The 23,864-nt window shown below is 73.1% G+C and carries 24 protein-coding genes and 1 pseudogene; 13 read left to right on the top strand and 12 right to left on the bottom strand.

Annotation, left to right across the window (positions count from 1 at the left end):
- Positions 1 to 44: 44 nt before the first annotated feature.
- The 3 genes and pseudogenes from IE244_RS13930 to IE244_RS13920 all read right to left on the bottom strand — a co-directional run bounded on the left by IE244_RS13930 (position 45) and on the right by IE244_RS13920 (position 3,011).
- Positions 45 to 605, bottom strand: coding sequence for a copper chaperone PCu(A)C (locus tag IE244_RS13930; RefSeq protein ID WP_191874068.1), 561 nt, complete (start codon positions 603 to 605; stop codon positions 45 to 47).
- 44 nt (positions 606 to 649) lie between these two features.
- Positions 650 to 2,766 (bottom strand): annotated as a pseudogene (locus IE244_RS13925) (heavy metal translocating P-type ATPase).
- Positions 2,763 to 3,011 carry a hypothetical protein gene (locus tag IE244_RS13920; protein WP_191873826.1) on the bottom strand — a complete coding sequence of 83 codons (249 nt, stop codon included), beginning with the start codon at positions 3,009 to 3,011 and terminating at the stop codon, positions 2,763 to 2,765. Before IE244_RS13920 ends, IE244_RS13925 begins: the two are co-directional and overlap by 4 nt.
- A gap of 98 nt (positions 3,012 to 3,109) precedes the next feature.
- Here IE244_RS13920 and IE244_RS13915 point away from each other — a divergent pair, with 98 nt between their 5' ends.
- The 3 genes from IE244_RS13915 (at position 3,110) to IE244_RS13905 (ending at position 4,620) form a co-directional block, all read left to right on the top strand.
- Positions 3,110 to 3,280 (top strand): hypothetical protein, encoded by a 171-nt coding sequence (locus IE244_RS13915; protein WP_191873825.1) that lies wholly within the window; start codon positions 3,110 to 3,112, stop codon positions 3,278 to 3,280.
- A 170-nt stretch (positions 3,281 to 3,450) separates the two neighbouring features.
- A complete protein-coding gene (locus IE244_RS13910) occupies positions 3,451 to 4,320 on the top strand; it encodes a class II glutamine amidotransferase (RefSeq protein WP_191873824.1) in 870 nt (289 codons plus the stop codon).
- A gap of 66 nt (positions 4,321 to 4,386) precedes the next feature.
- A complete protein-coding gene (locus tag IE244_RS13905) occupies positions 4,387 to 4,620 on the top strand; it encodes a hypothetical protein (RefSeq protein WP_229854088.1) in 234 nt (77 codons plus the stop codon).
- Between the two features lie 30 nt (positions 4,621 to 4,650).
- Here the strand turns inward: IE244_RS13905 and IE244_RS13900 are convergent, their stop codons facing one another.
- The 3 genes from IE244_RS13900 to IE244_RS42975 all read right to left on the bottom strand — a co-directional run bounded on the left by IE244_RS13900 (position 4,651) and on the right by IE244_RS42975 (position 8,308).
- Positions 4,651 to 6,357, bottom strand: a complete 1,707-nt coding sequence (locus IE244_RS13900; RefSeq protein ID WP_191873823.1) for an LCP family protein — start codon at positions 6,355 to 6,357, stop codon at positions 4,651 to 4,653.
- 279 nt (positions 6,358 to 6,636) lie between these two features.
- Positions 6,637 to 6,999 (bottom strand): ArsR/SmtB family transcription factor, encoded by a 363-nt coding sequence (locus IE244_RS13895; protein WP_191873822.1) that lies wholly within the window; start codon positions 6,997 to 6,999, stop codon positions 6,637 to 6,639.
- A gap of 91 nt (positions 7,000 to 7,090) precedes the next feature.
- Positions 7,091 to 8,308 carry a TerD family protein gene (locus tag IE244_RS42975; RefSeq protein ID WP_191873821.1) on the bottom strand — a complete coding sequence of 406 codons (1,218 nt, stop codon included), beginning with the start codon at positions 8,306 to 8,308 and terminating at the stop codon, positions 7,091 to 7,093.
- A 243-nt stretch (positions 8,309 to 8,551) separates the two neighbouring features.
- On the opposite strand from IE244_RS42975, the gene IE244_RS13885 reads away from it, so the two are divergent.
- The 3 genes from IE244_RS13885 (at position 8,552) to IE244_RS13875 (ending at position 10,388) form a co-directional block, all read left to right on the top strand.
- Entirely contained in the window at positions 8,552 to 8,818 is a 267-nt protein-coding gene (locus IE244_RS13885) for a GlsB/YeaQ/YmgE family stress response membrane protein (RefSeq protein WP_191873820.1), read from the top strand.
- Positions 8,819 to 8,990: 172 nt separating this feature from the next.
- Entirely contained in the window at positions 8,991 to 9,635 is a 645-nt protein-coding gene (locus tag IE244_RS13880; protein WP_191873819.1) for a LysE family translocator, read from the top strand.
- Between the two features lie 342 nt (positions 9,636 to 9,977).
- A complete protein-coding gene (locus IE244_RS13875) occupies positions 9,978 to 10,388 on the top strand; it encodes a hypothetical protein (RefSeq protein WP_191873818.1) in 411 nt (136 codons plus the stop codon).
- A 36-nt stretch (positions 10,389 to 10,424) separates the two neighbouring features.
- On the opposite strand, the gene IE244_RS13870 is transcribed toward IE244_RS13875, so the two are convergent.
- Complete coding sequence (locus IE244_RS13870; RefSeq protein WP_191873817.1) at positions 10,425 to 11,738, bottom strand: COG1361 family protein; 1,314 nt, start codon at positions 11,736 to 11,738, stop codon at positions 10,425 to 10,427.
- 207 nt (positions 11,739 to 11,945) lie between these two features.
- Here IE244_RS13870 and IE244_RS13865 point away from each other — a divergent pair, with 207 nt between their 5' ends.
- The gene (locus tag IE244_RS13865; protein ID WP_191873816.1) at positions 11,946 to 12,317 is read left to right on the top strand and encodes an STAS domain-containing protein; all 372 of its coding nucleotides are present in this window, start codon (positions 11,946 to 11,948) and stop codon (positions 12,315 to 12,317) included.
- Positions 12,318 to 12,803: 486 nt separating this feature from the next.
- Here IE244_RS13865 and IE244_RS13860 read toward each other — a convergent pair whose 3' ends face one another.
- Positions 12,804 to 13,406, bottom strand: a complete 603-nt coding sequence (locus IE244_RS13860) for an Rv1733c family protein (RefSeq protein WP_191873815.1) — start codon at positions 13,404 to 13,406, stop codon at positions 12,804 to 12,806.
- A gap of 398 nt (positions 13,407 to 13,804) precedes the next feature.
- On the opposite strand from IE244_RS13860, the gene IE244_RS13855 reads away from it, so the two are divergent.
- Positions 13,805 to 14,272, top strand: a complete 468-nt coding sequence (locus IE244_RS13855) for a pyridoxamine 5'-phosphate oxidase family protein (protein ID WP_191873814.1) — start codon at positions 13,805 to 13,807, stop codon at positions 14,270 to 14,272.
- A gap of 64 nt (positions 14,273 to 14,336) precedes the next feature.
- Here the strand turns inward: IE244_RS13855 and IE244_RS13850 are convergent, their stop codons facing one another.
- A complete protein-coding gene (locus IE244_RS13850; RefSeq protein ID WP_191873813.1) occupies positions 14,337 to 15,071 on the bottom strand; it encodes a TIGR03943 family putative permease subunit in 735 nt (244 codons plus the stop codon).
- Positions 15,068 to 16,105 carry a permease gene (locus tag IE244_RS13845; protein ID WP_373305741.1) on the bottom strand — a complete coding sequence of 346 codons (1,038 nt, stop codon included), beginning with the start codon at positions 16,103 to 16,105 and terminating at the stop codon, positions 15,068 to 15,070. The genes IE244_RS13850 and IE244_RS13845 overlap by 4 nt, the downstream gene beginning before the upstream one ends.
- Before the next feature lie 202 nt (positions 16,106 to 16,307).
- On the opposite strand from IE244_RS13845, the gene IE244_RS13840 reads away from it, so the two are divergent.
- Entirely contained in the window at positions 16,308 to 17,120 is an 813-nt protein-coding gene (locus IE244_RS13840; protein ID WP_191873812.1) for a serine hydrolase, read from the top strand.
- Between the two features lie 15 nt (positions 17,121 to 17,135).
- Here the strand turns inward: IE244_RS13840 and IE244_RS13835 are convergent, their stop codons facing one another.
- Entirely contained in the window at positions 17,136 to 18,683 is a 1,548-nt protein-coding gene (locus IE244_RS13835; protein ID WP_191873811.1) for a nitrilase-related carbon-nitrogen hydrolase, read from the bottom strand.
- A gap of 137 nt (positions 18,684 to 18,820) precedes the next feature.
- Between IE244_RS13835 and IE244_RS13830 the strand changes: the two genes are divergently transcribed.
- From IE244_RS13830 to IE244_RS13820, 3 genes are all read left to right on the top strand, one after another.
- The gene (locus tag IE244_RS13830) at positions 18,821 to 20,047 is read left to right on the top strand and encodes a sensor histidine kinase (RefSeq protein ID WP_191873810.1); all 1,227 of its coding nucleotides are present in this window, start codon (positions 18,821 to 18,823) and stop codon (positions 20,045 to 20,047) included.
- Positions 20,044 to 20,766 (top strand): response regulator transcription factor, encoded by a 723-nt coding sequence (locus IE244_RS13825; RefSeq protein ID WP_191873809.1) that lies wholly within the window; start codon positions 20,044 to 20,046, stop codon positions 20,764 to 20,766. The genes IE244_RS13830 and IE244_RS13825 overlap by 4 nt, the downstream gene beginning before the upstream one ends.
- A gap of 176 nt (positions 20,767 to 20,942) precedes the next feature.
- Entirely contained in the window at positions 20,943 to 21,176 is a 234-nt protein-coding gene (locus tag IE244_RS13820) for a response regulator transcription factor (RefSeq protein WP_191873808.1), read from the top strand.
- A gap of 144 nt (positions 21,177 to 21,320) precedes the next feature.
- On the opposite strand, the gene IE244_RS13815 is transcribed toward IE244_RS13820, so the two are convergent.
- A complete protein-coding gene (locus IE244_RS13815; RefSeq protein WP_191873807.1) occupies positions 21,321 to 23,126 on the bottom strand; it encodes an alkaline phosphatase family protein in 1,806 nt (601 codons plus the stop codon).
- Between the two features lie 247 nt (positions 23,127 to 23,373).
- On the opposite strand from IE244_RS13815, the gene IE244_RS13810 reads away from it, so the two are divergent.
- A complete protein-coding gene (locus tag IE244_RS13810) occupies positions 23,374 to 23,787 on the top strand; it encodes an SRPBCC family protein (RefSeq protein WP_191873806.1) in 414 nt (137 codons plus the stop codon).
- Positions 23,788 to 23,864 lie beyond the last annotated feature (77 nt).

The raw sequence follows: 23,864 nt of genomic DNA, 5'->3' as shown, positions 1-23,864 counted from the left end.
CGTTCCCTACGACTGCTACGGCGAGGAGCATCTCGGCGGGATCGTCACAGGGCGCCGTCGCCCGGGCGGACGACCACCGCGAGCGTCCTGACCGCGCCGCCGCGGGCGAAGTGGAGCGTGAACGGCACGAGGTCGCCCGCGCGCCAACCGGGCCGCGCCCGCAGCGTCACGTCGAGCCCGCGCGGCGACATGGCCACCGCACCGCCCGCGGGAACCGGCACGGAGTCCACCACGTCCCGGTAGGCGGACCCCGGGCCGCTCATGCGGTGCCGGCTGAGGGCCGCGTCGCCGCCGGCGCCCGAGGACGTCACCCGAAGCAGCCGGTCGTCCGCGCCACCGCTGTTGGTGATGACGAAGAAGGCGGCCGTCTCGGTGGTCCCGCCGTAGGGCAGCAGGACCCGCCCGGAGCTGACGGCGACCTGGGCCGGCCGGCCCGCGCGGCCCGCCGTCACCCAGGTGGTCAGGCCGGCCAGCGCGACACTGAAGGCGGCCACGGGGGCCAGTGCGGCGAGCAGCGCCTCGGTCAGCCGGCGACGGCTGGGACGCCATGACGTGCCGGCCGGGCCATCGGTTGCCGGGGCCCCTTCGCCGGTTGCCGCGGCCATGTGGCCGGTCGTGCCGGTGGTCGTGTCGTCGGTCGTGCCGGCGGTCATGGGGTGGTCCTCCGGGCGGGTGAGGGCTGCCAGGCGCGCAGCCGCAGGCTGTGGCCGACGACCAGCAGGGAGCTGGCCGACATGGCCGCCGCGGCGAGCATCGGGGTGAGCAGGCCGGTCATGGCGAGCGGGAGGGTGACGACGTTGTAGCCGAAGGCCCACACGAGGTTCGCGCGGATCGTGCCCAGGGTGCGCCGGGCCAGCCGTACCGCGTCGGCGAGCGCGTCGATGTCGCCCCGCACGAGGGTCACGTCGGCGGCGCCCATCGCCACGTCCGTTCCGCCGCCGAGCGCGATGCCGAGGTCTGCGTGGGCCAGGGCGGCCGCGTCGTTCACGCCGTCCCCCACCACCGCCACCCGGCAGCCACGTTCCTGAAGTGCGCGTACGAGGTCGGCCTTGTCCTCGGGGGTGCAGCGGGCGTGGGTCTCCTCGATGCCCAGCTCCGACGCGACGGCGGTGGCCGGGCCTTCCCGGTCACCGGTGGCGAGCACCGGGCGTATGCCGAGGCGCCGCAGCCGGTGGACGGCCCGGTAGCTGCCGGAGCGCACGGTGTCCCCGAGCTCGATCAGTGCCTCGGCGACGCCGTCGACACGGACGAGGACGGGTGTGCGGCTGGCGGCCTCGGCCAGGGTCAGCGCCGACGCGAGCGTGCCGGGCAAGGCGCCGTCAGGGGCCAGGACTTCGACCAGCCGTCCCTCGACCCGGCCTCGCACGCCGAGCCCCGGCAGGGCCCTGAAGTCCGTCACCTCGGGCAGGGCGGGACCTCGTGCCCGCCCGCCCCGGGGCGTCTCCTCGGCCGTGGTGGCCGGCGGCCGGGACGCGTTCTCGCGCGCGTACGCCACGAGCGCCCGGCCCAGCGGATGCTCCGAGCCCTGTTCGACGGCCCCGGCCAGGCGCAGGGCCGCCTCGGCGCCGAGGCCGTCCGGTGCGGCGGTGACGCGGGCGACGGCCATCCGGCCGTCGGTGAGGGTGCCGGTCTTGTCCAGGACGACCGCGTCCAGGTGCCGCAGTCCCTCCAGAGCCTGCGGGCCGGTGACGAGTACGCCGAGCTGGGCACCCCGGCCCGTGGCGGCCATCAGCGCGGTCGGGGTCGCCAGTCCGAGCGCGCAGGGGCAGGCCACCACGAGCACGGCCACGCACGCCGTGACGGCCGCCTGCGGATCGGCTCCGGCACCCAGCCAGAACCCGAGTGTCGTGACGGCCAGCACCAGGACGACCGGCACGAAGACACCCGCCACGGCGTCGGCGAGCCGCTGTGCCCGCGCCTTGCCGGCCTGGGCCTCGGTCACCATCCGTGTGATGTGGGCGAGCCGGGTGTCGGCGCCGACCGCGGTGGCCCGTACGAACAGCAGTCCACCGCGGTTGACGGCGCCCCCGACCACGGCCGCGCCCGGCCCGGCCTCCACGGGCCCGCTCTCGCCGGTCACCAGGGAGACGTCCAGGGCGGAGCTGCCCTGCGTCACCTCCCCGTCGGTGGCGACCCGTTCGCCGGGACGCACGACGAAGACCTGCCCGACGCCCAGATCCTCGGCGGGGATGAGCCGTTCGGTGACGCCTTCGCGTACGGCCACCTCCTTGACCGTGAGTTGGGCGAGCGAGCGCAGGGCCGCCCCGGTCCCGCGCCGGCCCCGGGCCTCCAGGTACCGGCCCGCCAGTACGAACAGGGGGACGCCGACGGCGGCTTCCAGGTAGAGGTGCGCGGGCCCGTCCGCCGCGGAGGGCACCAGGGTGAACGGCATACGCATCCCGGGAGCACCATCGAGAGCACCAGGACCGGCATCGCGAGCAGCGCGGTGACCAGGAGCCGGTCCCGTTCCCCGGAAGCCCCGGTCTCGGCGTCCGCGCCGTCCGCGCCGTCCGCGTCTTGTCGTTCCTTCACCGGCTCGGGCACCACGGCCGTGTAGCCGGCCCGCTGTACGGCCTCGACGAGTTCGGCGGGGGCGATGTGCGGCGGATGGCTGACCCGGGCACGCCCGGTGGCCAGGTTGACGGTCGCCGTGACACCGTCGAGTCTGCCGAGTTTCTTCTCGACGCGCCTGACGCAGGCCGCACAGGTCATGCCGCCGACGGTCAGGTCGGTTGTCGTCAGGGGGGCGGCGGAGTGCGTGGTCATCGGCCGGCTCCCCCGTGCATCCCGCCCATGTCCATGTCCCCGTCGCCCGGACCGCCGTCGCCGGCACCGCCGGATCCGGTGCCGTGCAGACCGGGTGCGACGGGCCCGGCGGCCGCGCCGACGGCGTACGCCACCGTGAACATCAGCGCCAGCAGGAGCAGGAAGCCGCACAGGGCGGGCGGCGGTACGGCCTTGCGCCACGCCCCTGCCGCGCCCGAGCCGGATCGCCTGGGCTCGTCGTCCATCAACCGCCTCTTTCGTTCCTGTCGTCGCGCGGCGCCCGGACGGCGCCGTGACGCATCAGAAGTCGGGCCGGGGAAAAGGCGAGTTCCGGGCGACGCGTGTGGCTCCTGTCACGGGGCGGCTTCTGCCGCTGTTCCGCCTGGGCTCGGGCGGACTGCTCGGCCCTGGGGACCGGTACCGGCCGTTCGTCTCCCTGTCGGACCGCACCGTGGCGCAAGCGCTCGCCGCCCTCGACCTGGTACTCGACTCGGCGCCACGCCCCGTGGGTTGAGGGCCTCCGCGGCTCTCGGCCGGGACCGGCCGACGCTCCCAGGGGGCGGGTGCGGGGCCGGGACACCGGCCGCGCGCGCCGCGTGCGGAATCGTCGACCGCGCGGGACCATGGGCGTCCGGGCGCCCCCGCTGCGGGCCCCGGCGGAGGACGGGCGACGAGGAGGATGCCGTGTGCCGACTGTTCGGGCTGATCAGTTCCCCGCTCCGCAGCCGCGCCACGTTCTGGCTGCTGGACGCTCCCGACAGTCTCAGCGTGCAGAGTCACCGCGAACCCGACGGCACCGGGCTCGGCCACTTCGACGCGGACGGCACGCCTCAGGTGCACAAGGCGCCGATCGCGGCCTATGAGGACCGGGTCTTCGCCAGGGAGGCCCGGGAGGTGGAGTCGGCCACCTTCCTCGCACACATCCGCTACGCCTCGACCGGCGGACTGGACGTGCGCAACACGCATCCCTTCGAGCAGCACGGGCGGCTCTTCGCCCACAACGGGGTGATCGAGGGACTCGACGAACTCGACCGCCACCTGGGCGAGGACCGCTCGCTGGTGCACGGCGACACCGACTCCGAGCGCTTCTTCGCCCTGGTCACACGGGAGACCGCGGCACACGGCGGGGACGTGTCCGCCGGCCTGGAGTCGGCGGCACGCTGGGTCGCCGGGAACCTGCCCCTGTTCGCGCTCAACATCGTCCTCGTCACCGCCCGGGAGCTGTGGGCCCTGCGCTATCCCGCCACCCACGAGTTGTACGTCCTACGGCGCCCGGCGGGCGGTCACCAGGGGTCGCGGCATCTGGACCACACCGGACGGGACGGCCGTCTGCGGGTGCGCTCGGCGCACCTCGGTGATCGTCCGTCCGTCGTGGTGGCCAGCGAGCGCATGGACGAGAGCCCGCACTGGCAGCTCATGGCGCCCGGCGAACTGCTCCACGTCGGTCCCGACCTTCGGACGACCTCCCGCATCGCCCTCGCCGGTCCCCCGGCCCACCCGCTGGGCCTGGCCGATCTGCGCCCCGAAGCGGCGGCCTCGCAACGGCCCGCATAGCCAGGCCGGCGTCCCAGTGATCCGACTCACCGACTCAAAACTTGCGCAACCCGTAAAATTTGCATCGTGGACACTACCGAAGTGACGGGTTGGGAGGCCGCCGTACTCGACGGCGGGCCGGCGGACGGGCTGCGCATGAAGGTCTCCGACCGGCCGCGCGTGATCCAGGTGACGTGCCCCTGCCCGGTCGAGGCCGCACCGCCCGGGGGTATACGCGCGGAGGCGGTGTACCTGTACCGCCGCGACTACACCGTCATCACCGAGCCCCTGCGGTACGGCTTCGACGTCGCCAGCCCCTGACCGGCCGACGCGCGGGGTGCGTCGCGGCGGTCAGGCGTCGGAGTCGGGCTTGCCGCGTGCCGCCTTGTAGGCCTGGGCCGGGGTCATCGACACACCGTTGTAGGTGACCGTCCTGTAGGGGCTGACCTTGGCACAGGTCTTGGCCTGGTCGGCGGTGGAGGCGTGGGCGCCTCCGACGGCGTCCTGGGTGTCGGCGGGCGCGGACGAGGAGCTGCCGCCCGGGTAGCCGGTGCCGCTCGGCCAGTCGCTGCCGATGACCAGGGTCAGGCCGGTGCCGGTGCCCTGCTTCAGGTGCGCGGAGGACAGCCCGAGCGCCTTCGCGGCCGTCTTGGCCTCGTCCTTCTGGCCGGGGCCGTAGGTCAGGGTGGTGGTCGCCGCGGGGCTCGGGGCGTTGGCCGTGGTGGTGGCGGTACTGAAGCCCTGGTCGGTCAGCGCGGTCGCGATGTCCGAGGCACGGCCGGTGACCGATGTGCCGTTCTCGACCGTGACGGCGATCCGCGACGCCGGTACGGCCGGGGCGGTGGCCTTCGCGGTCGCCGAGGCCGCGGCGGACTTCTTGCCGGAGTCGGTGGTCAGCGACTGGTCGTTGGCGATGGTGGAGAACAGGGTCCTGGCACCCGAGCCCACGACGACCCGGTCCTTGTTGTTCGGGTCGGCGGCCGTCTGCATCGTCGTGAACGTCATCCGCTTCGTCGGCACCTTGTTCACGTCCGACGCGAGCGAGATCAGCTTCTTCACGCTGCCCAGTCCGTCGTCCACGGTCAGCGCCTTGGTGGCGGCGTCGGCCAGGTCGTAGACGGCACTGGGGTCGGTGAGCGTCCCCGCGCTCTTGAAGTTGCGGATCATCGCGCTGAGGAAGATGTGCTGGGAGATCGTACGGCCCAGGTCGCTGCCGTCGCCGAAGCCGTGCCGGGAGCGGACGAACTCCAGGGCCGCGACGCCCTTGAGGGTGTGGGATCCCTTGGACAACTTCAGGTGCGAGTAGGTGTCGTAGACGTCGTCGGTGACGCAGACGGAGACACCGCCGACCGCGTCGGACATCTTCACCACGCCGGAGAAGTCGAGCTTGACGAAGTGGTCGATCGGGATCCCCGTGAGCTGGTGGACGGTGGCCACCTGGCAGGCGGGGCCGTACTGCAGCGCGCTGTTGATCTGGCCGTAGTACCCGGACGTGGACTGGCCCGTCTCGCTGTCCTTGCAGGCCGGGACCTTGGTCATGGTGTCCCGGGGGATGCTCATCACCGTCGCGTTGGAGCGGTCGGCGGATATGTGCACCACCATCTGCACGTCCGCGTTGCTGCCGGTCTGCACCCCGGTCTTCGAGCAGCCGCCGCCGAGCTTGCAGTCCGCCGCGCTGGTGCGGCCGTCCGAGCCCATGACCAGGATGTTGATCGGGGTGCGGCCGAACGCGTCGGCCTTCTCGCTGCCGCCCTTGCCGTCGAGCGAGAGGCTGTGGATGTTGCCGTTCAGGTGCTCGTAGAACCACCAGCCCGCGCCCGCCGTGACCACGATGGCGGTCGAGAGGCTGATTGCGAGGACCTTAAGTACCCGCCTGCCGCGGCCCCCCGGACGGGCCCGGTGCCCCCGCCTGCCGCCGCCGGAGCGGGCGGCCACCCGGGCCGCGGCCCGGCCGCCCGCAGGACGCGGCCCGTCGGGCTCGCCCGCCCGCTGTCCGGGCACCCGCGCACCACGGCTGCGGGTGGCCTGGCCGGCGGGCCCGTCCCACGGGTCGCTCATCTCCCACTCCCCTGAAGGGTCGGGCCCCTCAGGCCGGGCCGTGGGGTGTACGGCCTGGCCCGCGCGGCGGTGTACGGGCGGGCGAAGCGCGTCGCTCCACCTTGCTTGCGTAGTTGCGCAATCTAACAAACCTGTGACCCGAACAGCACGGATCCACACGCGATTCACAGGTGAGGCATCTCATGGAATCGCCAAGCGGACCCGGGGCGGTACGGGAGCGGGAGTCTACGCGTCCTGCATAAGAAAGGAACCGGGTGTGGGTGAGAACGGCCGGTGCCGTCAGCCCCCGAGCCCGCGCAGCCCCTGGACGGGGAGCGAGGTGTGCTGCACGCGGGCGGTCAGTTGTCCCACCATCACGCGGACCAGGGTCACGACGTCGGGATCGTCGATGTAGTAGACCTGGCGTCGGCCTTCGCGGCGGGAGCGGACGAGTCCGGCGAGCTTCAGCTTCGCCAGGTGCTGGCTGACCGCGGGCAGCGCGCCGCCCACCCGGTCCGCGAGATGTGTGACGTCGCTCTCCCGCTGCGACAAGGCCCACATCAGGTGCAGCCGGGCGGGAGAGGCGAGCAGTCCGAACGCCGCCGCGGCCTCCGCCAGCACCTCGGCCGGCGGGTCCTGGAAGCCAGCGGCGTTCTCCGTCACGGTCCTCTCCCGTCCCCGCCCTCGTCACAGCCGACGCACACGCGCCCACCCAGTGTAGGCGCCCGGCTCCAGGGGCCTCACGCTGGCGGGGTCACTCCTCGTAGTAGTTGTTGACCTCGACGTCCGGCTCGTCGTCGTCGAACGCCTCGTTGAGCAGCGCGCCACCGATGAGGCCCGCCGCGCCGGCCCCGATGAGCGCACCCGCGCCGAAGCGCCGGCCGCCGCCCTGCTGGTGGTGGTCGTGGTCCTCGTACGGCTGCGCGTATCCCTGATGGGGATGTCCCTGGTGGGGATAGCCCTGGTGGGAATAACCCTGCTCGGGATAACCCTGCTGGGGATAACCCTGTTGCGGATAGCCCTGCTGGGGCGGGGTGTAGAAGGGCGGCGGCGTGGTCTGGACGCGCTGCGCGCAGGCGCCGCAGGTCTGGACGGGCCGGGGTACGCCCCACTGCGGGGACCAGGTCACGGTCACGACGCCCGGGCCGTGCTGGGGGTCGAAGAAACAGGTCACGGTGGAACTCCCGGTGGGTTGCGGGGACGTGGGGTACGCCGGGGCCGACGGGGCGGCGACCGGTGGGGCCGGCGGGACGGGCGGCGCATACGTCCCGGTGCTCGTCCGCGGTGCGGTGACCGGGGCCGGGCCCGGGGCGGGAGGAGGAAGCGGGTTCTGCCCGGGAGGCGAGGCCGGGGCCGGCGCGGCGGCCGGGGCCGGCGCGGCGGCCGGGGCCGGCTTAGCGGGCGTGTCCCGCGGCACCGTGACGCCGTAGTCGGCGGCGATGCCGGCGAGCCCCGAGGCGTAACCCTGGCCGACCGCACGGAACTTCCACTCCGCGCCATGCCGGTACAACTCGCCGAAGACCAGGGCGGTCTCGGCCGACGGGCCGTCGGCCGCGAGGTCGTACCGGGCCAGTTCGGTGCTGCTCTCCTGGTCGAGCACGCGGATGTACGCCCGGCGCACCGGCGCGAGGGGCTGGCCGCGGCCGGCGCCCTCGTAGCGGGACACCAGGAAGACGATCTTCTCGGCCTGATCCGGGACCCTGGTCAGGTCGATCTGGATCCGCTGGTCGTCTCCGTCGGCCGGGCCGCCGCCGCCCCCGTGGCGGACCGAACCCTCGGGACTGCTCGGGTTGCCGGAGAAGACGAAGTGCTCGTCGGACAGCACCTTGCCCGAGGCCTCGCAGAGCAGGGCGCCGGCGTCCGGTTCACACCCGGTGTTCGCCTGCCAGCCCAGCCCGACCGTCACCGCGGTCAGTCCGGGGGCCTGCCTGCTGAGCGACACATTGCCGCCCTTGGTCAGGGACACACTCATCCACGTCCTCCACAGCCGCTCACACGTCCCGCATCCGTCATGACCAACGCTCCTGAGTCACTCTCAGTTCCCGGATTGCGCAATGTCTTAATCCTGTAGCAGAACTTCGACGGGTCGTCACCAGGAGCCAACTCGGCTTGCCCGACCGCCCCGAAGACCACCTAGGCTTGCGCAAGCAAGCAAACCAAGCGTCGGCGTCCGGAGCACTCGGCGCGGATCTCGACCTGACTGGAGGACAACACCGTGGGCATCATCGGCTGGATCATCCTCGGCCTGCTCGCCGGAGCCGTCGCCAAGGTGCTGCTGCCCGGCCGCGACCCGGGCGGGCTGATCGGCACCACCGTCATCGGCGTCGCCGGCGCCTTCGTCGGCGGCTGGCTCTCCGCCCGCTTCCTCGACCGCCCCGTGGAGAAGCACTTCTTCGACCTCTACACCTGGGGCGCGGCGATCGGCGGCTCGCTGGTCCTGCTCATCGGCTACCGCATCCTGTTCGGCAACTCCCGCGACTGATCCGGCCCCTTCCACACCACCGGAGAAGCCGGGAGGCCGCCCGGGCCGTCGGCAGCACCAAGCCTGTCGCCTGGCGCCCCAGGCCGGAGCAGTGACTCGGCAGGCCTAGAGCGGACGGTTCGCCGTCTGTTTGTATGACCTCTGGAAGGCAGTCCAGGGAGGTCGCAGACATATGGTGTCCACGGAGAGCATTCTCGCGTTCGCGGCGATGTCACTCCTCGTGATCGTGATACCAGGGCCCAGCGTGCTGTTCGTGATCGGCAGAGCCCTCGCGCACGGCCGCCGCACAGCCCTCGCGACCGTCCTGGGCAACCTGATCGGTTCGTACCTCCTGGTGACCGCGGTGGCGTGGGGCCTCGGCACGCTGGTGGAGACTTCCGCGGCGGTGTTCACGGGCGTGAAGCTGGCTGGTGCGGCGTATCTCATCTACCTCGGCGTTCAGGTGTTCCGGCACCGCAAGGAGATGCGCGCGGCGGACATGGAGGCTCCGGCGGGTGAGCGGCGCGGCGATCTGCGCACGGTCCTGGACGGCATTTTCGTGGGCTTCACCAACCCCAAGGGCCTCGTCTTCTTCGCGGCGGTGCTGCCGCAGTTCGTGAACCATTCGGCGGGCCGTGTTCCCCTTCAGATGATGGTGCTGGGGCTGGTTCCCGTCGCCATCGGCATGATCACGGACACGCTCTGGGGACTGGGCGCCTCGGCGGCCCGTTCCTGGTTCGCCCGCTCGGACCGCCGCCTGTCGATGGTCGGCGGGGCGGGCGGCTTCGCGATGATCGGGCTGGGTGTGACCGTGGCAGCGACGGGCCGCGCCGACTAGGTCCCGCGAAGGCGTGGGCGGGCCTGTCCGCGATGTCCCGGCCGGCCCGGCGGTGGTCCTGCCGCTTCCGCCGCGCGCGGCGACCCGACTCCGACCGGTCCGTCAGACCGGCGGTTCACCAGGCCCCATGGCCCGCCACGGCCGCCTTGAGCCGCGGCTCGCCGTACGAGCGGCTTCACTTGCACGCCTCTGACGACCCGTGGGGCAGCCGCGCCACTTTTCATCCCTACGGGTGAATCGGCGAATGGATGTCCGGACTCCTCCCGCTCTGTGCGGTGTGCTGAGCCACGCAGCCCTGACGCTGTCACAGGGCGGCCGTATCGGGACAGGGCGCGGGACCGTATGGATGTCTTCGTTCTGGGCGCGTGGCTGCTGACCGCCGGTCTCGGCGGGTACCTCGCCACGGTGTGGGTCCGGCACGGGGGACTGCGGCAGCGCACGCCGGGGGTGACGCGGCTGCCGCTGTGGCTCGTGCTCGGCCACGTGGCTCTCGCCGTGGCAGGAGTCGCCGCCTGGACCGCCTATGTGGTGGGAGGGGTGCGGAGTTCGGCCTGGGCGGCGTGCGCGGTCGTGCTGATCGTGGCCGCGTTCGGCGTCATGATGCTGCTGCGCTGGCTGCCCAGTTCCGGGCGCCACTCCCACGGCGGCGCCACGGCCGAGCGGCACTTCCCGCTCACGGCCGTGGTCGCCCACGGTACGACCGCCGGCGCCACCGTGCTGCTGGTGCTCCTCGTCGTCCTGGGCAAGGCCTGAGCGGCCGTACCGTGCCGGCGCAGGCGGGAGCGAGGTTCACTTCCCGGACGTGCGGCGGCGCACGGCCACCAGCACCAGTCCACCGACCGCCGTCGCGGCCAGCGCCCCCGCGGCCAGCATCGGCGTGCCGTCGCTTCCCGTCGCGGCGAGGCTGCCACCGGTGCCGCCCGAACCGCCCGTTCCGGACGCGGTCGACACGGAGCCGGAACCGCCCGTCCCCGAGGTGCCCGACGTGCCGGTGGTACCCGTCGTGCCCGTCGTACCCGTCGTGCCCGAGCCTCCGGTCGACTGGCCGTGCGGGTCGTTCTCCTGGCCTCCGGTGCCCGTGCCACTCGTGCCCGTACCACCCGAGCCGGAACCACCTGTGCCCGTACCGCCACCGCCGGAGTTCCCGCCGTTCGCGGTGCCTCCGGAGGTGCTCGTGCCCGGATCGCCGTCACGGGTCACGTCGACGTTCAGGTACGCCGTGTCGTTCGCCGTGTTCCTGTCGAACGCCGGGTGGATGCCGTACACGGAGCTGACCGACACCTCTCCCCTGGTGTCCTGGGCCGTCTTGCCGATCTTGAGGACGAAGGTGTAGTCGAGGGACTGGTCGGCCTCAAGGGTGTGGTCGCCGGGCGCGCACACGTACGTGGTGTGGCCCGGTTCCGACGGGCCGGTCGGGCCGTCGATCCCGAACGGTTCGCATTCCCCGGGCACGTCGACGGCGACGGTGCCCTTCGGAATCCGCACCATCAGGGCCGGCTGGTCGTCGCTCTCCTGCTCGCGGACCCAGCCGGGCCCGTCGTTGCGCAGCGTCGCCGTGACGGTCACCCGGCTGCCGGGCGTCCCTTCGGCGAGGTCTCCCTGCGCCTCCAGGTCGGCCGTGCTGTCCGCGGTCAGGGCCAGCCGCCGGTAGCTGTCGTCGAAGCCCTCCCCCGGAGTTTCGCCGGTGGGGCCCGTGCCGTACTCGACGGCCTCCATCAACGCCTTGGGCAGCGCCTTGAACCGCACGGGCGTGGTGACGGTCGCGCCGGGCTCGACGGCCTTGTCCAGCTCGCACAGCGCCTGCCTGACCTGGTCCGCGACGGTCGAGTAGGTGCACCCGTCCACGTGCGCCGGGAAGTCCAGGCCGCGGGTGAGCCGGATTCGGAAGGTCACTCCGTCCGCGGCCGCCGTGCCCTTGTTGGTGATGGTGACCGGCTGGTCGTACACCTCGCCGGGCTTGGGAGTGGCGGTCGGCAGGGTCGAGACCACCAGGTCGGGAGCGGGCTCCTCGGCGTGCGCCAGGGGTGCGGCGAGCACGGGCAGGCCGATGCCGATCGCGGCGGCGGCCACGCAGGTCGCCGCGGGGCGGAGGGCTGAGCGCACGTTGGGTCTCCTCGAAGGCGCGGGGCATGACCCGGCCCGCAGGCCGGTTGATCATGTACTGGACACTCGGAAGGGCACAGAGGTTGTACGGACACGTGAAGGGCCCGGAAGGTTGTCGGCAGGACACGCATCCTCGGCGGGATCCCGGGCAGCCGCCACGGTGAGGCAACCTCAGGTCAGGGATCGCCGAACGAGGACGAGGAACGCGTGGCAGACACCGCAGGCACCAATGAGCCGACCGCACCGGACCGGCTGGTGATCAGCCGTACCACCGTGGACGACGTCACGGTCGTCACGGTGTCCGGCGAGATCGACTACCACACCTCCGGTCTGCTCCGCCAGGCACTGACGCCCGAGGAGTCCGTGACGCCGGCTCGCACCGTCGCGGACTTCACGGGCGTGGCGTTCATGGACTCCAGCGGCATCAACGTCCTCATCACCGCGCACCAGGCCCACGGCCCGGCCGGCTGGCTGCGCCTGGCCGGCGTGCGCACAGCCGTCCTGCGCACCCTGGAGATCGTCGGCCTCACCGAACTCGTCGCCTGCTACCCCACGGTGAACGCGGCCGTGGCCGGCTGAGGCGGCCCGGCCTGAGGCGGGCCGGCCTGAGGCGGGCCGGCCCGGGGTGTGCGGGCACCCGTCGCCGGTCGGTGGCCGCCGGGCCTGGTGGGGCGGCGGAATCCGTGGTGTGCTGGGTAGTGGCGGGAAGGACCGAGAACAGACGCGGGGAAGCGGTCGGGAACCGTGCACCGCGCAATCCGGATCCGCGAGAAGCGGGTGGCCCTTCCCGCCCTGTCGTGGCGTCTCCGTGCGTCGCCGGTACCGGCTGCACGTCTCTCCGGCGATGGCCGCCGTCGCGGCGCGCCGCCCGCCGCCGCGCGCGGCGCGATCCGCACTCGGTCGGTGCGTGAGAGGACGAGGAAGAGATGTGCGCAGGCCCCGGTGTCCTTCACTGCGGCACCGGACGCCGACGGGCCCTGCGCAGCGGACGGCTCTTGGACAAGACCGTATCCGTGTGGTCTCGGTGACCACCCGCCCTCTCGCAGGCCGGGTGTGGACTGGGATTCAGCCTCGTCCGCCGCTGAGGTTCCCCCACCGCGGCCCGAACTGCCTCCACTCCTCGTCCCACTCGGCCATGCGCCGCCGGATCAGCCGGCTGCGGACCAGCCATCCCGCGGCCCAGACCGCCGCGCCCGCCGACGGGGCGACAAGGGCGCCGGTGAGGGCCGCCTGCAGGTCCGCCGCGGCGCCGGTGACGGGCGGGGAGACCACATGGCCCGCGCGGTTGGTCCACACGGTCAGCGGGGATCCGGCGGGGGCGCCGGGCCGGACCTTGGCCTGGTCGGTGTGCACTCCGCCGTGCTCGTCCGTCCAGCGCACGGAGGCCCACACCCGCCCGTCGTCGTAGCCGGTCCCGGAGGTCGGGGTCCTGGCGGCGCCGTCCACGAGCACGGCGGGCACGGCGTGCACCTGGGCCTGCCGGGCGGAGAACGCCGAGTCGGCGGTCTGTACCGCCGCCAGCCCGGCGACCACTCCCCCGAGCACGGCGACCACCCAGGTCGCCAGGACGATCCAGGCCTCGATGACGTCGCTGTGGCGCCTGAGCGGATTGCGTCGCCAGCGCCACAGCCGCACCCGGGCGACCGTCGTGGGAGGTGTCCGGTTCATCGTCACCGCCTCCTCTCGCGCGCACCGGCGGCTTCGCCGCACACTCCCCGCCCACCGCGCCGGGCCAGATCGCGCCGGGCGGGTGGCGAGCGGCCCCGGGGAGGTCTCCCGGACCCGTCCGTGAAGTGCCACGACACCATCCTGCACCTCAATCCGGATACCGGCGGTGTGAGTGCCGAACAGACCCGCACCGACCTCGCCCCGCCCCTCGCGGAGAGGGGACGACCGGCCCTGCCGCCGAGGGCCGAAGGGCACTGTGCGGCCGGCGGAAGGCGGGGGACGGTTGATGCAGGAGCGGCACCGACCCCCGCGGTGTCGCTCCGTCCCCCTCCGGCACGTCGCGCGCGAGGGACCGGAGCAGGCGAGGAGACAGCCACGCACCCGCGGAGAAGTCAGACATGATCCGTGACGACGGCCCGGCGCACCGGCGCATCGACCTCGACCCGGTCGAGGCGCTGCGGCTCCTGGGCAGCGTGCCCCTGGGGAGGATCGTCTTCACCCGCCAGGCACTGCCCACCGTCCGCCCGGTCAGCCACGTCCTGGACGACGGCGACATCGTCATCCGCACCCACGAGGGTGCCGCCCTGACCGCGCACCCACGGGAGGGCGGCGGCCAGGGCGTCGTCGTCGCCTATGAGGCCGACGCGCTCGACCCGGACACCCACCTGGGCTGGACCGTGGTGGTCACCGGCTATGCCCGGCTCGTCACCGAGGCGGCGGACCTGGCCCGGATCCGGGCGCTGCTCGCCCCCTGGCCGGCGCAGGAGGACAGGGACCACGCCGTGCGCATCCGCCCCTGCCTGGTCACGGGCGTGCTCCTCACCGACACGGCGGCCACGGCCCTGTCGGTGGAGGCCGCCGGCTGAGCGTCGTCCGGCGCCTCGGGCGCCGGGGTCGTCGCGGGACGACGACAGGGGGCGCGTACGACGGCTAGGAGGGGGTGAGCGGCAGGTCGTCGGTGTAGGCGTTCACCGGCTGGGCGATGGGACGGGTGTCCTTCACGTCGAGGGCGGCCGGCGCGGTCCTCGTGCCGAGAGCGCCCTGGGGGTGCCAGGTGCCGGTCACCGCGAGCCAGGTGTTCGCGGGCGGCGCCTCGGTGCCGTGGACGCGGATCTTGACGGTCTGTGAGTCCGCCGCGCAGCACGTGAAGATGATGCGGGTCAGGTAGAAGCCGTCGTCGTCCTCGGCCGGCGTGACGAAGCCCGTGAGCTGGACGATCCGGTTCCTGATGGCACGGCTGCGGTCCTGTTGGACGCGTTTGGTGAAGTCGGTCAGGGTCAGGGGCAGCGGTGAGGTCGCGGGCAGCGCGGCGAATCCCTTCTGTACCGCGACGGGCTTGGTGTTCGAGCGTGCCGCGGTGTACGCGCCCAGGGCGGGCGGCGCGTAGCAGAGCAGGCTGATCGCCGGGAGGAACAGCAGCCAGGCGACGCGCGGGGTGGCGGCATGGTCGTGTCCGTGCTCGTGGTCGTCGTGCGCCGTGTGGCGCTGTCCGTCCCCGAGGGCCGCCGCGGCCAGGCCGAGCAGCAGCAGGACGGCACCCGAGGCGATCAGCACAGGGCGCAGACCGGCCTTCACGTAGCGCAGGTAGATGTCGGTGAACAGGGCGGTGTGCAGCAGGCCGGTGCCGGTCAGGGTCAGGAGCAGGGCCTGGACGGGGCGTTTCACAGCAGGGCGCCTCCGATCAGGGCGCTCGCCGTGACCGCCACGACGGTGGTGGCGGTGGAGAACCGCCAGGCGAAGGCCCGCCCGAAGGTGCCCGCCTGAAGGGCGATCAGCTTCAGGTCGACCATGGGCCCGACCACGATGAACGCGAGCCGCGCGGTAGGGGAGAACCCGCTGAGGGAGGCGGCGACGAACGCGTCGGCCTCCGAGCAGACCGCCAGCAGCACGGCGAGGCCGGCCAGGAAGAGCACCGAGATCCAGGGTGAGCCGGAGAAGGCGTCGAGGACGGAGCGCGGCACGGCGACGTTGAAGGTGGCGGCGGCCATGGCGCCGAGGACGAGGAAGCCGCCGGCGTGCAGGAAGTCGTGCTGGAATCCGAGCCGGAACTCGTTCCAGCGGCTGCGGCCGTGCTCGTGACCGGTGTGCCGGTGCCGCAGAGCCGGCCGCAGCCACTCCTCCTTGCCCAGCCAGAGCCACAGCCAGCCCATCACGGCCGCCGCGGCGAGGGAGGCGAGCAGCCGGGCGGCGACCATCGCGGGGTTGCCGGGGAAGGCGACGGCGGTGGCGGTCAGCACGACGGGGTTGACGGCGGGTGCGGAGAGCAGGAAGGCGAAGGCGGCGGCCGGGGTGACACCGCGCCGGATCAGGCTGTTGGCGACGGGGACGGAGGCGCATTCGCAGCCCGGCAGCACGGCGCCCGCGACGCCGGCGACCGGCACCGCGAGGGCGGGGCGCTTCGGGAGGACCTTGGTGAAGAGGTCGGCCGGTACGAAGGCGTTGATGGCACCGGACAGGGCGGTGCCGAGAAGGAGGAAGGGCAACGCCTGGACGGTGATGGCCAGGCAGACGGTGCGCCAGGCCTGGACGGCCGGCTCGTTCAGCCACTGGGTGCCGGCGAGGAGGAGCACGGCGGCGCCGGCCGCGATCGCGAGGGCGGCGCCGAGGGGCCACGGCCGGATGCGGCGCAGGGGCGGCGAGCCGACGGGGACGACCGCCACGCCGTCGACCACATCAACCAATTCATCCGATTTTTTCATTATCACTCCGGATGTCGGTGTCTGGCCGACGATAGGCGAGACAGGCGCCCTGGCCGCGTGTACACGCCGCCACATGACCGGCCACGCATCGCAATGCGTCCCATTGGTGGTGTCGGTGGCTCTTCTCACACTTCGCCCCCAGCGGCCGGGAAGGTGACGGCTGCCACGTCGCACGGTGCACGTTTTGTTTACGTTCGGGGCCATGTCGTCTCGCCCCTCCCGCACTGCCGCACGCACCCGGACCGGTCTCCTCATGGCCTCGGTCGCGGCCCTCCTGTCCGTCGGCGCCCTGCGCCCGGCGCCGGCCGCGGCCGCTACCCCGCCGGTCGCGGCCCCGCACGCCACGGCCGCCGTGCTCGACCTGGACAGGCCCGGCCGCACCCCCGAGGTGCACGGGACGGACAGCGCGTACGACACCGCCAGCATCGTGAAGGTCGACATCCTCGCGACGCTGCTGCTCCAGGCCCAGGACGCGGGACGGGGACTCACCGCCGAGGAACGCGGTCACGCCGAGCCGATGATCGAGCGCAGCGACAACACGGCGGCCAACGCGCTCTGGCGGCAGATCGGCCAGGCCTCCGGCCTTGCGGCGGCCAACAAGCGGCTGGGGCTGTCTTCGACCACGGGCGGCCCCGGCGTCAAGTGGGGGCTGACGCGGACGACCGCGAGCGACCAGATACGGCTGCTCAGGGCCGTGTTCGACGGCGGCACGGCGGCGAAGCCGGGCTCCCCCGTGCTGAACGCGGCATCCCGGGCCTACATCCGCACCCTCATGGGCCAGGTCATCCCGGAGCAGACCTGGGGGGTCTCCGCCGCCGGCGGCTCGGGCTCCCCCCGGGTGCTGAAGAACGGCTGGCTGCAGCGCAACACCTCCGGCCTGTGGGACGTCAACAGCGTCGGCCAGGTCACCGTGAAGGGGCACCGCTACCTGGTCGCGGTCCTGTCGAACGGCAGCGCCTCGATGAGCGACGGGGTCTCCCTGGTGGAGAGGACGGCCCGCCAGGCCGTCGCGTGAGGCCACCACCTCTCGTCACGGGCCCGCCGGACGGCGGGGGCGGACCACTGCGGTGAGGGTGAGGGCCGCCAGAGCGGCCAGACAGAGCCAGGCGAAGGTGTCGCCGATGCGGTCGTAGACCGTGGTGCCGCCGCGCACGGGCACGTGGGCGACCGTGGTCTGGCGGCCGGTCGTGAAGTAGTCGCCGGTGGCGAGGACCTGGCCGTGGTCGTCGTACGCGGCCGAGACGCCCTCCGCGTCCTGGCGGAACAGCGCGTAGCCGCCCTCGACGGCGGCCAGGGCCGCCTTGCCGGTGTGCGCGCCGCCGTACTCCTTCCAGTCGTGCGCGGGCACGAGCATGATGTCGGCCCGGGTGCGCATCAGCGCCGGGAAGTCGGCGTCGTAGCAGATCACGTCGGCGAGCCGGCCGTACGGGGTACGAACGACCGGCACATGGCCGTCGCCGGGCGTGAACCGCTCCGAACCGGGGATCGGGTGGGCCTTCTGGTAGGTCCAGAGCACCGTGCCGCGGGGGTCGATGAGGAGCGCTTCGTTCCGGCCGTAGGCGGGTGCGGTGGTGCTGTAGACGCGCACCCCGATCTCCAGGTAGACGTGTGAGCGCCGGGCCTCGGCCCGGGCGGCGGCGATGGCGGCGGACTCCTCGGGCTCCTGGGTCCTGACGCCTTCCTCGGGCCAGATCACGATCTTCGCGCCGGCGGCGGCCTCGCGTCGGGTCGCGGCCAGCAGGTCCTTCTCGACCGCCGTCATCACCGGCCGTACGGCCGCGGCGGGGGCCGCGGCGACGCCGCCCGGGCCGTCGGCGAACCGGGCGAGCGTGGCCTGCTGCCGCTCGGTCACGGTGCGGGACGGGCTGACACCGGCGATCCGCACGGTCGCGCCCTCGGACGGCAGGAAGGCGAGCCGGGCGCCGCCGGCGAGCAGCACACCCAGCAGGACGGCGGTGCAGACGAGGCCGCCGCGCCAGGAGGAGCGGTCCCCGTGCTCCCGGACGCGGCTGACCGTGCTCGCGACGTACCCGATGAGGAAGCCGATGCCCCAGGGGCCGGTGACCGAGACGACCTGGAGGAGGGGCAGGTCGGCGTGCTGGGTGACGGCCAGGGAGCCGTAGGCCGTGCCGAACGGGGACAGCAGCGTGATCAGGAACTCGGCGGCGGCGACACCGGCCGGGAAGACCAGGGTGGCCGGCACCGGTCGCAGCCGGCCCGCCAGCAGCCGGTCGGCCAGGAAGGGCAGCGTCTGCACGGCGGCCAGGGCGAGCGCGCCCGCGAGCACCACGGCGTTGAAGCCGATCGCCGACTCCTGGACCCAGAAGACGGCGGCCCCGACGTGTGCCAGCCAGATCCACAGCGCCCCGGACCAGGCGCGGCTCAGCCGGGTGAAGCGCAGGAGCAGGACGGGGAAGACCCAGGCGGCGACCGCGATGTCCCACCGGCCGCCGACCGCGAGGAGCATCGCCGCGGTACCGAGCGACAGCAGGGGCCACGCGGGCCGGGGGGCGCGGCGCGGCGGCGAGGGCGGTTGGGCCGTCGGGTGGAGAGGTGCCGGTGCGGCTGTGTTCGTCATGGTCGGGACGCTAGGGCGGTCCGCCCCGGCCCCGCCTCGGGCCGGATGCCGATCCTCGGCGCACCGGCGCATCTTTCGATGCGCGCCCCGCGGTGGATCCGGCCCGCCCCGCGTCTCGTCTAGCCTGACGGACCGAGATGACCACCCAGGTGAACGCCCTGCCCCGAGCCGCCCAGCGCTGGCTCGCCGACCGACCGCGTCTGACGGACGCGCTGTGGGCCGGCGGCCTCACCCTGCTCGACGTGGCCACGGTGCTGGACAGGACTCCGCGACCGCCGGTCTGGGGTGTGCTGCTGTGGGGCGCGCAGACCGTGCCGCTGCCGTGGCGGCGGACGCGGCCGCGGACCGTCCTCGTCGCGATGGTCGCGCTCTACGTCCTCTTCCAGGCGCTCGGCCCGATCCACGCGAAGGTGCCCGGGCCGTTCCTGCTGATGATCGGCGTCTACGCGGTGGCCCGGCACACGCCGGCGTCGGCGAGCGTCCCGCTCACCCTGTCCGGCCTCGTCACCGCCGCCGTCACGGACACCCTGACCGGACACTGGCAGCCGCCCCGGCCCGGCTCGCTGGAGCCGATCAGCGTCACGACGTTCGTGTTCTTCTTCGGCCTAGCCTGGCTGCTGGGGTACGGGCGGCGCCGGATCGACACCGACGCGGAACGCCTGGGTGTGCTGAACCGGCGGCTCGCGGCCGAACAGGAGCTCAACGCCCGGCAGGCCGTGCTCACCGAGCGGGCCCGCATCGCCCGCGACCTGCACGACGTCGTCGCCCACCACGTCAGCGCCATCGCCCTGCAGGCCCGGGCCGCCGAGGACGTGCTGACCTCCGGTCCGCCCGCAGCGGGCGAGGCCGCACACGGGGTGGGTCTCATCGCGCGGACCGCCGACACGGCGCTCACCGAGATGCGGCGGCTGCTCGGACTGCTCTCCTTCGACGAACGCGGCCTCGCACCGGAGCCGTCCCTGGACCACCTCGACCTGCTCGTCGGTGTCGCGACCTCGGCGGGCTGCCGGGTCAGCTGTGTCTCCGAGACGCGCGCCGGGCAGGCACTGCCGGCCGGGCTGCAGGTCTCGGCCTACCGGGTCGTCCAGGAGGCGCTGACCAACGTGGTCAAGCACGCCGGTCCGGTCGGCGTGCGGATCGCCGTACGCGGTGACGAGTCGCGGCTGACGATCGAGGTGGAGAACGACGCGCCTGCCCCGGGGCACCGGCCGGTGCCCGGAGCCGGCCGCGGACTGGTCGGCATGCGGGAACGGGTGGCGGCCTTCGAGGGCGCGCTGCACGCCGGGCCCCGTGCGGACGGCGGCTGGCAGCTGCGCGCCGTGCTGTCCGCGCGCGGTCCCGGACCGGTACAGGGGGACGGATGAGCGTACGTGTGCTCGTCGTGGACGACCAGGAGATCGTGCGGACCGCGCTGCGTCTCGTGATCGACCGCCGCGAGGGTCTGTCGGTCGTCGGGGAGGCGGCCGACGGCGAGCAGGCGGTCGCCCGGGCCGTGGCGCTACGGCCGGACGTGGTGCTGATGGACGTACGGATGCCGGGCATGACCGGTGTCGAGGCGACCCGGCTGATCGTCCAGGAGTGGCCCGGCCCGGGGCCGGTGCCGCGGGTGCTGGTGCTGACCACCTTCGACCTGGACGAGTACGTGCACGCGGCGCTGCGGGCCGGGGCCGTCGGCTTCCTGCTGAAGACCAGCCGGCCCGACCAGCTCGCCGAGGCCATCCGCGCCGCGGCCGACGGCGAGGCGGTGCTCGCCCCGAGCGTCACCCGGCGGCTGATCGACACGGTCACGGCGCTGCCCCCCGCTCTCCTCGCCCCCGCGCCGGCTCCGGCACCGGAGGCCGGCATGCTCACCGAGCGCGAGATCCAGGTGCTCGTGCTGGTCGCGCGCGGACTGTCCAACGCACGGATCGCCACGGACCTCAGGCTCAGCGAGGCGACGGTGAAGAGCCGGGTCAACCGCATCCTGACCCGGCTGGGTCTAGAGAACCGGGTCCAGGCCGCCCTGTTCGCCCATCGCGCCGGTCTCGTCGCGGACGCGGTGGAGGTCAGGCCGCCCGGTCCGCCGGTCCGCGCCGATGGCTGAGAGAGCGGCTGCCGGACCCTCCGGGGCGGGCCGGGCCCGCTCGCCCAAACCATGTCCCCGGTGCCTGTGACACGCCTGTGACAGTCGGCGGACAGCGCCATGACGTCCGGAGAGCAGCCTGGAGCAATCAGGGCAAAACGCCCCAAACGGCAAGACATCTCGCCGGAGGACCCACCATGAGCCCCACTCTCGCCCTGCCGCACACCGAGGCCCCCGCCCCCGTCGCGCTGGCTCCGCGCGAGCGGGAGACGCTCCGGCACATCGCCGCCGGCCGCACCTATCTGCAGACCGCCCGCCACATGGGACTGTCCACCCACACCGTGGACGCCTATCTGCGCCGCATCCGGGCCAAGCTCAACATCACCAACACGGCCGAGCTGACCCGCATGGCGATCGCCCTGGGCCTGTGACGCACAGGGCCGTACGGCGGCGAATTCCTCCTCCGGGCCCACGCGCCGGCCGTGCGGAACGGGCGGAGGGGCAGCCGGCCACGAGGTTCCGTGGACCGGGCCGCTCCGCCGGGCAGCGGCGCGTGGCCCGTCTCCCGCGGGGGGTCAGCCGACGGTGAGGGAGAACGGTCCGGCCAGGACCGAGTAGCCGTCGTTGGCGAGGTAGTACACGTCGTACGTGCCCGCGCCGCTCAGTTTGCCGGTGGACAGGGTGACGGCGCCGCTCGCGTTCGGGGCGTAGGACCAGGCGAGCGAGGACTGCTTGCCGGGTGTGACGCCCGCGGGATAGACGCCGATCCAGTTCTTGGCACTCACCTGCGCCGCCGACGGCACCGAGTAGCGGAAGGTGACGTTGCCGCCGCCCGCGACGGCGTTCAGGTCGCCGGCGAGCGCCGGCACGGTCGCGGTGGACGGCGCGAACGCGGCGTTGAGCGGTGTCGCGTAGGTGTCGTTGGCCGTGAGGCCGGGCAGGCCGAGGGCGGCCTCGATGGTACGGCCGATGCCGTAGTGGTCGTAGTGCAGGGGGCTGCTGGTGCCGGCCGGGACGGTGCCCTGGGAGCCGACGAGGGTGGTGGCGATGTGGTTGTAGCCCTCGTTCGCGCTCTCGTCCCAGGTCAGCACGAGCAGCGAGCGCTGCTGGGTCCAGGCCGGGGAGGCGAGGACCGGGGCGAGGGTCTGCTTCAGCCAGCCGTCCTGGGTCTTCAGGCTGGTGGCGTTGCCGTTGCCCGAGGCCTCACCGTCGTAGTAGTCGTCGGCGGCGATCCAGGAGAAGTCGGGGGTGGTGGCCGCGGACTTCAGGTCGGTGGTCAGCTGGGTGGTGTCGAACAGGTGGGCCGCGCACCGCGAGGCGTCACCGCTGACGTCGGTGTAGTTGATGAAGGGCGCGTCGTCGGGCTCGTAGTAACTGTCGTTGTTGTTCTTGGTGTTGCAGGGCGTGCCCATGCCCTGCTCATAGGCCTTCCAGCTCTTGCCGGCCGCCTCGATGGTGTCGCCGAGGTTGCGCTGCGGGGAGTTGATGTCGGGCCAGTAGGTGGCACCCTTGGCGTAGGTGTCACCGCCGGCGACGGCGAGGTAGTTCTCGTCGCTCGGGTGGTAGACGCCGTGGAAGTCGGTGAGGGTGGCGCCCTGGGTCATGAGGCTGTGCATGTACGGCGTGTCCGCCGGGTCGTTCATGACCTCGGAGTAGTCCGTGTTCTCCATCATGACCATGAACACGTGGTCGTAGCCGGGGACCTTGGAGACGGGCGGGGCGAGCGGGGCCGGTGCGGTGACCGGGGTGTCGAGGCTGAGGGAGAGGTTGTCGAGGTAGCCGGTCTCGCTGCTCGTCGACAGGAACTGCACCTCGGCCTGGATGGACCGGGTGCCCGCCGGGACCGCTCCGGTGGTGCTGCGCGAGAGGAACTTGGTGGCCAGGCCCCGGTCGCTCGCGGACACGGTGGGCAGCTTGGCGGTGGCGCCGACCGGGCGGCCGCTGCCGTCGTGGAAGTGCAGGCTCACCGCGACGTATCCGCTGTGGGTGGTCCAGCCGCCGAGCCAGCCGGAGAGGTCGTAGTGCACGCCACCGCCGTCGATGGCGGAGGCGGCCGAGGAGACGTCGACGGTCTGGCTCATGGAGCCGTCGCCGAAGTTGCCGGGCCCGAAGAACGCCTTGCCCGGTGTGCCACCGTCGCCGGGCAGCCCGAAGGAGGCGACGCTGTGGCACATGACGTCCGGTCCGCCGGCCTGGGTGGTCCAGCCGGGGACCGTGGTGGCCGCCGACCAGTCCTGGGTGCAGTAACCACCGCTCTCCGCATCGCCGTTGACGATGAGGTTGCCGCTGCTCCCGGCCGCCCGGGCGGGGGCGGGAGCGACGACGATCAGTGCGCCGAGGAGGGCCAGGAGCCCGCCGAGGGATCTCCAGCGCAGTCGCATACGTGGTACCTCGTCCTGTGGGTGAGGATGCCGTGAGGGTGCTGGCCTCACGGCCTGACTGTGCGCAACGAACGGGACATGAGTACGGGACGCCGCTGTCGAGCGGAAGAACCACGACCAAACTTGACCAGACAAGTTCGCGGCGGACAGCGCTCGGTGCACGGCGGTGGCCGCGCCGGGCTTTTCGGTCGCGCCGGAAGGGGCACGCGGTGGGGGTACGACTCCCGAGCACAGGGGCGGTGACACCATGACCGAGTACGAATCGTCCCGCACGATGCCCGCACAGCCCGAGCACGTCTTCGACCAGGCGGCCAACCTCGGCCAGCTCGACGCGTGGCTCCCGGACGCCCTGCACGTGGACGCCGAGGATCCGCCCGCCGTGACCGTGCACGAGGACACCTCCGGCCACGACACCCCCGCGCTGCTGCGCGCAGCGCCCGACCAGATGCGCCTGGAGTGGGGCACCCGGGAGCAGGGCGGCTACGCCGGGTGGCTGCAGGTGGCCGGCCTCGGCAGCGGAGCCAGCGAGGTGACCGTGCACCTGTCGTTCTTCGACGCCGCTCACGATCCCGGCGAGGAGGCGGTGTGCGACGCACTGGACGACAGTCTGCGGCGCCTGGAGGAACAGGTGCGCCTACGCGTGGACCACACGGCCGGCTGAGCCGCCGGGCCCGGCGTACGACGTGGGCGCCGCGGTCCCACAGGGCCCGCTCGCGGGGCTGAGCCTGCGACGGCCAC

The organism is Streptomyces filipinensis, assembly GCF_014649495.1.
Lineage (GTDB): Bacteria > Actinomycetota > Actinomycetes > Streptomycetales > Streptomycetaceae > Streptomyces > Streptomyces filipinensis.
This window is presented reverse-complemented; position numbering and strand designations above follow the sequence as displayed.

Coding starts and splice junctions, on each gene's coding strand:
- IE244_RS13930 (WP_191874068.1), bottom strand. CDS start 605: ATGGCCGCGGCAACCGGCGAAGGGGCCCCGGCAACCGATGGCCCGGCC.
- IE244_RS13920 (WP_191873826.1), bottom strand. CDS start 3,011: ATGGACGACGAGCCCAGGCGATCCGGCTCGGGCGCGGCAGGGGCGTGG.
- IE244_RS13900 (WP_191873823.1), bottom strand. CDS start 6,357: ATGAGCGACCCGTGGGACGGGCCCGCCGGCCAGGCCACCCGCAGCCGT.
- IE244_RS42975 (WP_191873821.1), bottom strand. CDS start 8,308: ATGAGTGTGTCCCTGACCAAGGGCGGCAATGTGTCGCTCAGCAGGCAG.
- IE244_RS13880 (WP_191873819.1), top strand. CDS start 8,991: ATGGTGTCCACGGAGAGCATTCTCGCGTTCGCGGCGATGTCACTCCTC.
- IE244_RS13875 (WP_191873818.1), top strand. CDS start 9,978: ATGGATGTCTTCGTTCTGGGCGCGTGGCTGCTGACCGCCGGTCTCGGC.
- IE244_RS13860 (WP_191873815.1), bottom strand. CDS start 13,406: ATGAACCGGACACCTCCCACGACGGTCGCCCGGGTGCGGCTGTGGCGC.
- IE244_RS13855 (WP_191873814.1), top strand. CDS start 13,805: ATGATCCGTGACGACGGCCCGGCGCACCGGCGCATCGACCTCGACCCG.
- IE244_RS13845 (WP_373305741.1), bottom strand. CDS start 16,105: ATGAAAAAATCGGATGAATTGGTTGATGTGGTCGACGGCGTGGCGGTC.
- IE244_RS13840 (WP_191873812.1), top strand. CDS start 16,308: ATGTCGTCTCGCCCCTCCCGCACTGCCGCACGCACCCGGACCGGTCTC.
- IE244_RS13835 (WP_191873811.1), bottom strand. CDS start 18,683: ATGACGAACACAGCCGCACCGGCACCTCTCCACCCGACGGCCCAACCG.
- IE244_RS13830 (WP_191873810.1), top strand. CDS start 18,821: ATGACCACCCAGGTGAACGCCCTGCCCCGAGCCGCCCAGCGCTGGCTC.
- IE244_RS13825 (WP_191873809.1), top strand. CDS start 20,044: ATGAGCGTACGTGTGCTCGTCGTGGACGACCAGGAGATCGTGCGGACC.
- IE244_RS13820 (WP_191873808.1), top strand. CDS start 20,943: ATGAGCCCCACTCTCGCCCTGCCGCACACCGAGGCCCCCGCCCCCGTC.
- IE244_RS13815 (WP_191873807.1), bottom strand. CDS start 23,126: ATGCGACTGCGCTGGAGATCCCTCGGCGGGCTCCTGGCCCTCCTCGGC.
- IE244_RS13810 (WP_191873806.1), top strand. CDS start 23,374: ATGACCGAGTACGAATCGTCCCGCACGATGCCCGCACAGCCCGAGCAC.